The 8096-nt window shown below is 75.0% G+C and carries 5 protein-coding genes; 3 read left to right on the top strand and 2 right to left on the bottom strand.

What is annotated here, in order from left to right; all coding sequences use genetic code 11:
- The first annotated feature begins 81 nt into the window (after positions 1-81).
- The 3 genes from C1I95_RS29695 to C1I95_RS29685 all read left to right on the top strand — a co-directional run bounded on the left by C1I95_RS29695 (position 82) and on the right by C1I95_RS29685 (position 2944).
- Positions 82-1047 (top strand): glutathione S-transferase family protein, encoded by a 966-nt coding sequence (locus tag C1I95_RS29695; RefSeq protein ID WP_111218829.1) that lies wholly within the window; start codon positions 82-84, stop codon positions 1045-1047.
- A gap of 196 nt (positions 1048-1243) precedes the next feature.
- On the top strand, positions 1244-1831 hold the full coding sequence (locus C1I95_RS29690; RefSeq protein WP_233513968.1) for a DUF998 domain-containing protein: 588 nt from the start codon (positions 1244-1246) through the stop codon (positions 1829-1831).
- Positions 1832-1876: 45 nt separating this feature from the next.
- Positions 1877-2944, top strand: a complete 1068-nt coding sequence (locus tag C1I95_RS29685) for an NADH:flavin oxidoreductase/NADH oxidase (RefSeq protein ID WP_111218827.1) — start codon at positions 1877-1879, stop codon at positions 2942-2944.
- Between the two features lie 52 nt (positions 2945-2996).
- Here the strand turns inward: C1I95_RS29685 and C1I95_RS29680 are convergent, their stop codons facing one another.
- Positions 2997-6806, bottom strand: coding sequence for an ABC transporter ATP-binding protein (locus tag C1I95_RS29680; RefSeq protein WP_111218825.1), 3810 nt, complete (start codon positions 6804-6806; stop codon positions 2997-2999).
- Positions 6807-6894: 88 nt separating this feature from the next.
- Entirely contained in the window at positions 6895-7734 is an 840-nt protein-coding gene (locus C1I95_RS29675) for a GNAT family N-acetyltransferase (RefSeq protein WP_111218823.1), read from the bottom strand.
- Positions 7735-8096: the final 362 nt, after the last annotated feature.

Genomic DNA, 8096 nt, shown 5'->3' with positions numbered 1-8096 from the left:
GGGCGGGGGCGGGAGCGTCCCCGGGTCACGGGAACGTCCGGCGGCCAGGATATCGCCGGCCCGCTTGGATAGGTTGTCGGCATGGTGCGAGCCCAGTTCAGCGCGGAGACCAGCGACGGCGGCGCGTTCGTCCGCCAGCCCAACCGGTTCGCCGGGCGGGTCACCCCGCACTCCACCTCGCCGCCCGGCGGCGGCCCGGACGAGCAGGACCGCTGGCCGCTGGAGGCGGGCCGCTACCGGTTGATCTGGTGCCGGGCCTGCCCGTGGGCGCACCGGGCGCTGATCGTGCGCAACCTGCTCGGGCTGCGTGACGCCATCTCGCTGGGCACCGTCGACCCGATCCGGGACGAACGTGGCTGGCGGTTCACCCTCGACCCGGACGGCTTCGACCCGGTGCTGGGCATCGGCTTCCTGTCCGAGGCGTACCTGGCCACCGACAGCGACTACTCCGGCCGGGTCACCGTGCCGGCGCTGGTGGACACCCGCACCGGCCGGGTGGTCACCAACGACTACCCGCAGCTCACCCTGGATTTGTCCACCGAGTGGCGGCGCCTGCACGCCCCGGACGCACCGGATCTCTACCCGATCGAGCTGCGCCCCGAGATGGACGCGCTGATGGCCGAGATCCACCGGGACGTCAACAACGGCGTCTACCGGTGCGGCTTCGCGACCTCGCAACAGGCGTACGACGAGGCGTTCCGGGCGCTGTTCGGCCGGCTGGACGCGCTGTCGGAGCGGCTGTCCGGCCGGCGCTACCTGATGGGCGACGCGATCACCGAGGCGGACGTGCGGCTGTTCACCACGCTGGTCCGCTTCGACGTGGCGTACCACGGGCACTTCAAGTGCAACCGGCAGAAGCTCACCGAGATGCCGGTGCTGTGGGCGTACGCCCGGGATCTGTTCCAGACCCCCGGTTTCGGCGAGACGGTCGACTTCGACCACATCAAGCGGCACTACTACGCCACCCATCGCGAGATCAACCCGACCGCGATCGTGCCGCTCGGCCCGGACCTGCACGGCTGGACGACGCCGCACGGGCGTGGCTGAGCCACCTGCCCCCGGTCGGCCGACGCCCGCACCCGGACGACGCGGCGGGCCGACTTCGCGCGGCGGCGCAGCTTCGCCCGGCGGCGCAGCTTCGCGGGCCGGTGCAGCTTCGCGGGCCGGTGCAGCTTCGCGGGCGGGTGCGGCTCTGCGCGGCGGTGCGGCTTCGCGGGTCGCGGCGGCGGGCGCGGCGGCATGCGTGATCGCCGGGACGGCCGCGGTGACGGTCGCCGTGGTCGCCGGTCCCGGTCCGGGCCTGACCGGGTACGTCAGCGAGGCCGGTGTCGCCGACAGCGGGTACGCCTGGACGTACCGGATCGGGGTCTTCGCCCTGGCCGCGGCGTTGATGCTGGTCGCCGCCGCGCTGCCGGCGGTGCTGCGGGCCGCGGCGGCGCTGCTCACCTTCGGCAGCCTCGCCACCCTCCTGTCCGGCGCGGTGACATGCAGCGCCGGCTGCCCGCTGCCGCCGTTCGAGCGGGCCACCGTGGCGGACCTGGTGCACGGCGGGGCGAGCGTCGCGGCCACCGCGGCGGTGGTCTTCGCCATGATCGCGATCGCCCTCGCCCCGGCGGCGGACCGCCCGTTGCGCCGGGTGGCCACCGTCGCCGCGGCGGTGGCGCTCCCCCTCGCCGGCGCGGTCGGCCTGGCCATGCTGGCCGTCGGCCGGAGTTCGCTGGTGGGGACGCTGGAACGGCTGCTGCTGGCGGTGGCCGTCCTCTGGGGCCTGGTCACCGCCGTCACCCTGGCAGTCGGGCCCGTCGCCACCAGGCGAGCTCGATCGAAGTAGCGAGCGTCATGGCCGTCGCTTCGGCACCCGGGAGAGGATGCCGGGATGAGTTCGTTGTTCACGCCGCTGACGCTGCGCGCGGTGACCCTGCCCAACCGGATCGCGCTGGCGCCGATGTGCCAGTACACCGCCGGCCCCGACGGCCTGCCCACCGACTGGCACCTGGTGCACCTCGGCGCCCGCGCCGTCGGCGGTGCCGCACTGGTGATGACCGAGGCGACCGCCGTGCTGCCGGAGGGTCGGATCAGCCCGCAGGACACCGGGCTGTGGTCCGGCCGGCACGTCGACGCCTGGCGCCCGGTGACCCGGTTCCTGGCCGGGCACGGCGCGGTGCCGGCCGTGCAGCTGGCGCACGCCGGCTTCAAGGCGTCGACGTACCGGCCGTGGGATCCGTGCCGGGGCGGGGTGCCCGATGGTGCGGGCGGCTGGACGCCGGTCGGGCCCACCGGCGAGCCGTTCCTGCCGGAGTGCCGGGTGCCGACCGCCCTGGACCCGGCCGGGATCGCCGGTGTCGTCGAGGCCTTCGCCACGGCCGCCGCGCGGGCGGTGGACGCCGGGTTCGCCGTCGTGGAGATCCACGCCGCGCACGGCTACCTGCTGCACGAGTTCCTGTCTCCGCTGACCAACCAGCGCGGCGACGGGTGGGGTGGGGACCGGGCCGGGCGGATGCGGCTGACGCTGGAGGTCGCCCACGCGGTCCGCGCCGCCGTCGGCGAGGACGTGCCGGTGCTGACCCGGATCTCGGCCACCGACTGGGTCGAGGGCGGCTGGACGGTCGCCGACAGCGTGGTGCTGGCCGCCGCGCTGGCCGCCGCCGGGGTGGACCTGGTCGACTGCTCCTCGGGTGGGGCGTCGCCGACCGCCGCCATCCCGCTGGGCCGCGGCTACCAGGTGCCGCTGGCCGCCCAGGTCCGCCGCGAGGCGAAGGTCCCGACCGGCGCGGTCGGCCTGATCGTCGAGCCGGAGCAGGCCGAGGCGATCATCGCCGACGGCGAGGCGGACCTGGTGCTGCTCGGCCGGGAACTGCTCCGCAACCCGTACTGGCCGCACCAGGCCGCCGCGAAGCTGGGCGCCGACGCCAACTGGCCCGACCAGTACCTGCGGGCGGTGTGAGCCGGCGAGCCCGCGCCCGATCGGCGCGCGGGCCCGCACGTCCGGCCCCGGTTCAGCCGGCCAGGTGACCCCAGCGCTGCTCCAGGTCGCGCCACGGTCCCTGGGCCATCACCGTGCCGCCGGTGAGCACCACCACGTGGTCGGCCCGCACCAGCGCGGCCCGTTTGGAGGTGGAGCCGACCACGGTCACCCCGCGCTCGCGCAGTGCCTGCCACAGCGCCAGCTCGGTGGTGACGTCCAGCGCGGAGGAGATGTCGTCGGCGACCAGCAACTCGGTACGCGGTGCCAGCGCCCGGGCCAGTGCCAGGCGCTGCAACTGCCCGCCGGACAGCCGGGTGCCCTTGTGCCCGATGAGCAGTCCGAGCCCGCTGCCGGTGCCGACCAGGTCGTGTTCGAGCTGGGCGGTGGTCACCGCGTGCCCGGCGTCCACCTGGTGGCCGAGGGTGATGTTGTCGGCGACCGTGCCGGAGAGCACCCGGGGCAGCTGACCCACGTAGCCGACCTGGTTGGGGCGGAGGAACAGCTCCGGCTCGTTGACCGGCTCACCGTTCCAGGTCAGCTCCCCGGTGTGCGGGGCGATGCCGGCCAGTGCCCGCAGCAGCGAGGACTTGCCCGAGCCGACCGGGCCGACGAGCAGCACCAGCTGGCCACGTTCCACGGTCAGGTCGACGTCGCGTACAGCGGTGATGCCGTCGGTGTGCCGGACGCCGAAGCCGGCCAGTTCCAGCCGTCGCAGCGGGGTACGCGGCGCCACCGGCGGGGCGGGTGCCGTCCCGGCGGTCAGGTCCACTCCCGGCACCCGGGCGGAGTAGACCTCCATCCCGGCCATCTGCGCCGTCCGGCGGGTCCACACCCGTGCCGACGGGACCTGCGAGATCAGCGACGCGGTGGTCCAGGCGAACCAACGTGCCGCGCCCAGCGTGGCGACCGCCACCAGCGCCGCCCCGGCCGAAAGCCCACCGGCCAGGAACAGCGCCCAGACGCCGATCGGGAGCAGGCCGCTGGCCACCGCCGGGGTGGAGCGGGCCCACACCTGCACGGTGATCTCCCGGCGCTGCCGGTCGCTGCGCACCGCGTCGAGATCGGCGAGGTGGGTCAGCACCGGCCGGGTCGCCCCGGCGAGCTTCACCGTCCGGGCGGCCGACAGCGTGGAGACCAGTGCGGTGGCGAACGCCGCCCGCGCGGCGACGGTGTCCCGGGCCGCGCGCTCCAGCCGGGGGCCGAACGCTGTCGCGGCCAGCCCGGACAGCACCATGGTGCCGAGGAAGAACAGCCCCGGCACCACGCTGCCGGTGATCAGGTTCATCGCCACCAGCAGGATCAGGCCGACCATCTGGTCGAACAGGTTGTCGGCGAGCTGCACCACCCGCTCGGTGTCGCCGCCCTGGGCCACCACCTCGGCCGGGGTGTGCCGGCTGACCCGGCGCGGACCGGTCTGGCCGTGCACCAGGCGCAGGCTGATCCGCAGCATCTGCCGCACCCACCAGGCCGGGAACCACAGGTAGGTCCAGTAGTGGGCGGGAATGGCGAGCACCAGACCGACCGCGATGCCCAGCGCGGGCAGCCACGGGTCGCCGGTACCGTCGATCAGGTCGGTCCAGAGCCAGGCAAGCACCGGCCCGTCCAGGCCGAACACGGCCAGTACGGCGAAGACCCCGACCGCCGCCATGCCGTAGCGGGGGTCGTTGGAGCAGAGCCGGAAGATCTCCCGCAGCGTCCGCGCCCGGGACGCGGGCCGCCGATCGCCGCCGGGCGGTCCGGTGGCGGTACGGCCGGCCGGCTCGCGTACGCCGACCTCCCGCGCGCCGACCTCCCGTCCGTCGGCCGGCTCGATCGGTTCCGGCCCCACCACCGGCGCGGGATCCCCCTCGGCGGCTGACCCCTGCGCGGCATCCGGCCGGCCCGCCGGCTCGGCCGGGGCTGGCCGATCCGCGCCGGCCGGCGGGCCGGTCCGGTCACCGCCGGCCACCGGGCCGAACGCCGGACTGCCGTCGACAACCGCGCCGGCCACGCTGCCCGGGGAGGCCGCGATGGTCGCGCCGGCCGGGGAGGCCGCGATGGTCGCGCCAGCCGGGGAGGCCGCGATGGTCGCGCTGGCCGGGTTGGCACCGACGAGTGCCGGTTCGCCCCCGACCCAGTCGGCGCCCGAGCCGGCGAGCAGATCCACCGGGGCGTCGCCGCCGTACGCGCCCGCGTGGCTGGCCGCGAGGAGTTCGGCGAAGCGGCGCGACCGGGCCAGCGGCGCCGCCTCGACCACCGCGCCGTCGGCCAGCACCACCACCTCGTCGCACCGGCTCACCGACGACAGCCGGTGGGCGATGACGATGCCGATCCGGTCGCGCAGCAGCCGCTCGGTGGCCTGCTGCACCCGCGTCTCGGTGACCGGGTCGAGCCGGGCGGTGGCCTCGTCCAGGATCACCACGTGCGGGTCGCGGACCAGGATGCGGGCGAACGCGACGAGCTGCTCCTGCCCGGCCGAGAGGACGTGACCGCCCTCGCCGAGGCGGGTGTCCAGGCCGGCGGGCAGCTCGGCGATCCAGCCGGCCAGCCCCAGCTCGTGCAGGGCCTGCACGGCGGCGTCGAGCAGCTCGGGGTCGAACAGCGCGACGTTCTCGGCGAGCGTGCCGGCGAGGATCTCGGTCCGCTGCGGCACCACGGCGACCCACCGGCGCAGCTGCTCCACGTCCAGGTCGAGCACGTCACGCCCACCGAGCAGCACCGTGCCCGGCGGCACGTCGACGGCCCGGGTGAGCATCTTGGCCAGCGTCGACTTGCCCGATCCGGTCCGCCCGACCAGGGCGTACGAGCGACCACGGGCGAAGGTCAGGTTGATGTCGCGAAGCGCGGGGCCCCGGTCGGAGTCCGGCCCGCTGGCCGGATAGCGGTACGTCAGGTCGCGGATGACCAGGTCCCCGTCGATCGGGGCGGCACCGCCCGTGGGTTCCTGCGGGGAGCCCTGGAGCAGCTGGACCCGGCCCCACGCGCCGAGGGCGTACTGCACCTCGGGCACCATCCGGCTGACGTGCTCGACGGTCATGCCCATCGAGAGCGCGAGCAGCCAGATCGCGGTCAGCCGGGCGGCGTCCACCCGGCCGGTGGCCAGCGCCCACGCCCCACCGAGCACGACCAGCGCGATGCCGACCCGGGTCACGGCGGCCGCAACGGTGTTCACCTGCGCCGACATCCGCCAGACCCGCAGACCGCGACGGAGCACCTCGGCCGCCCGAACGGCGTACAGCCGCACCACGTACGGCCGGGCCAGGCTGGTGCGTACGTCGTCCTGGCCGTGGATCGACTCCTCCATCACCGCCGCCAGGTCGGACCAGGCCGCCTCCTCCTTCATCCGGGCCGGGGCGATCCGCGCGGCCGGCCGACGCAGGGTGAACACGAGCAGCACGGTGAGCAGCAGCATGCCGACCCCGGCCGGCCACCAGACGGTGAGCGCGACCAGCGTGGACAGCAGGCCGACGGCGAGCGCCTGGGCCAGCCGCACGCCCGGTCCGCGCACCCCGGAGGCGACGTCGTACACGTCGCCGTCGATCCGGTCGAGCATCTCACCGACGGGCGTGGTCTCCAGGGCGGGCACCGGTTGGCCCATCGCCACCCGGCACAGCCGGCGGCGCAGGTCGGCGGCCCAGTCGGCGGTCACCCCGGCCATCACCAGGCTGACCACCAGGTCGCTGATGACGGCGGCGACCAGGGCCGCCGCCAGCAGCGCGAAGAACCCGACGGAACGGTGCACCAGCACCGGCCCGGCCAGCGCGGCGGTGGCCGCCTGACCGATGCCGCCGAGCACGATCAGGACGACCACCAAGGTCATCCGGCGGGGAGAGGTGACCCACAGATCACGGAGCAGGCGCATGGGTCGGTTCCTCCCGGAATGGTGGCGGAGGTTCCAGCCTGCTGCGCGCGCCCGGGCAGCTCAACGCATTTTCGCCGCGAGCAGACGTTCAGAAGAGCACGGTGGCCAAGGTGCCGACCGGGCGGAAGCCGCAGCGTTCGTAGACCCGCCGGGCGGGCAGGTTGAAGTCGTTGACGTACAGGCTGACCGTCGGGGCGACCCGGGTCAGCGCGTCGCGTACCACCGCCGCCATCGCCGCCGTGGCGATCCCCCGACCCCGCCACTCGGGGGCCACCCAGACCCCCTGGACCTGGGCGGTGCGTCGGGTGACGACCGCCAGTTCGGCCTTGAAGACCACCCGGCCGTCGACGAACCGGGCGTACGCCCGGTCGGAGCGGATCATGTCAGTGACCCGGCGCCGGTACCCGCGCCCACCGTCCTCGGCCAGCGGCGAGACCCCCACCTCCTCGGTGTACATCGCCACCGCCGCCGGGAAGAGCAGGTCGAGTTCGCCGCCACGGACCCGGCGCACCTGCGGGTCGGGTTCGACCTCGGGCAGCGCGTCGGTGGCCAGCAACGGCTGGTTCGGGCGTACGTCTCGGGCCGGTCCCCAGGTCGCGGAGAGGCGGTCCCACAGCTCCAGCACCGCGTCGGCCCGCCCGACGATCGAGGAGCAGAGCCGTTCCTCGCCGGCGAGCAGGTCGGCGAAGGCGGCGACGGCCTGCGGGCTGGCCAGCACCGGGGTGAGGTTACCGCCGAGCCAGCAGACCGATTCGAGGTGCCGACGGGAGCCGTACCCGAGCACCCGTCCCTCCGCGCGCCACCATGCCAGCCCGCGCGCGGCGACCCGCTCGGCGACCTGCGCGCTCGCGTACGGGTCGAGGTCGAGCAACCGCTCGACCGCGCGACGTTCCGATTCCCCCAGTTGCCGCACCGGCGCCGTCAGCACGGTTACCAGCCTGCCAGATGCGTGCGGGGCGTGGTGGCGGACGGTGACCACGGTCCGACCACCTGACACGCCCGGGCCGGACGGCCCGGACGGGCCGGGGCGAATGTCGCGGGCCGCCCGGAGGCAAGCGAGTTGTCGCCGTTGCATTGCCGATATATCGTTGATGCATCAGCGACAGTTCTATCAAGGAGACAGCCTGATGAGGTTCCATCGACGGGGGCATCCCCTGCACGAGGCCCGGATGCGCGGGTTCGGCTTCCCGCCCTTCCCGCCCGGGCCGCACGGCCACGGACCGCACGGCCACGGTCGGGGTGGTCGCGGCCGCGGCCGGGGGCGCCGGCCGAACGTCCGCAGCGCCGTGC

The organism is Micromonospora craterilacus, from assembly GCF_003236315.1.
GTDB classification, from domain to species: Bacteria; Actinomycetota; Actinomycetes; order Mycobacteriales; family Micromonosporaceae; genus Micromonospora; species Micromonospora craterilacus.
This window is presented reverse-complemented; position numbering and strand designations above follow the sequence as displayed.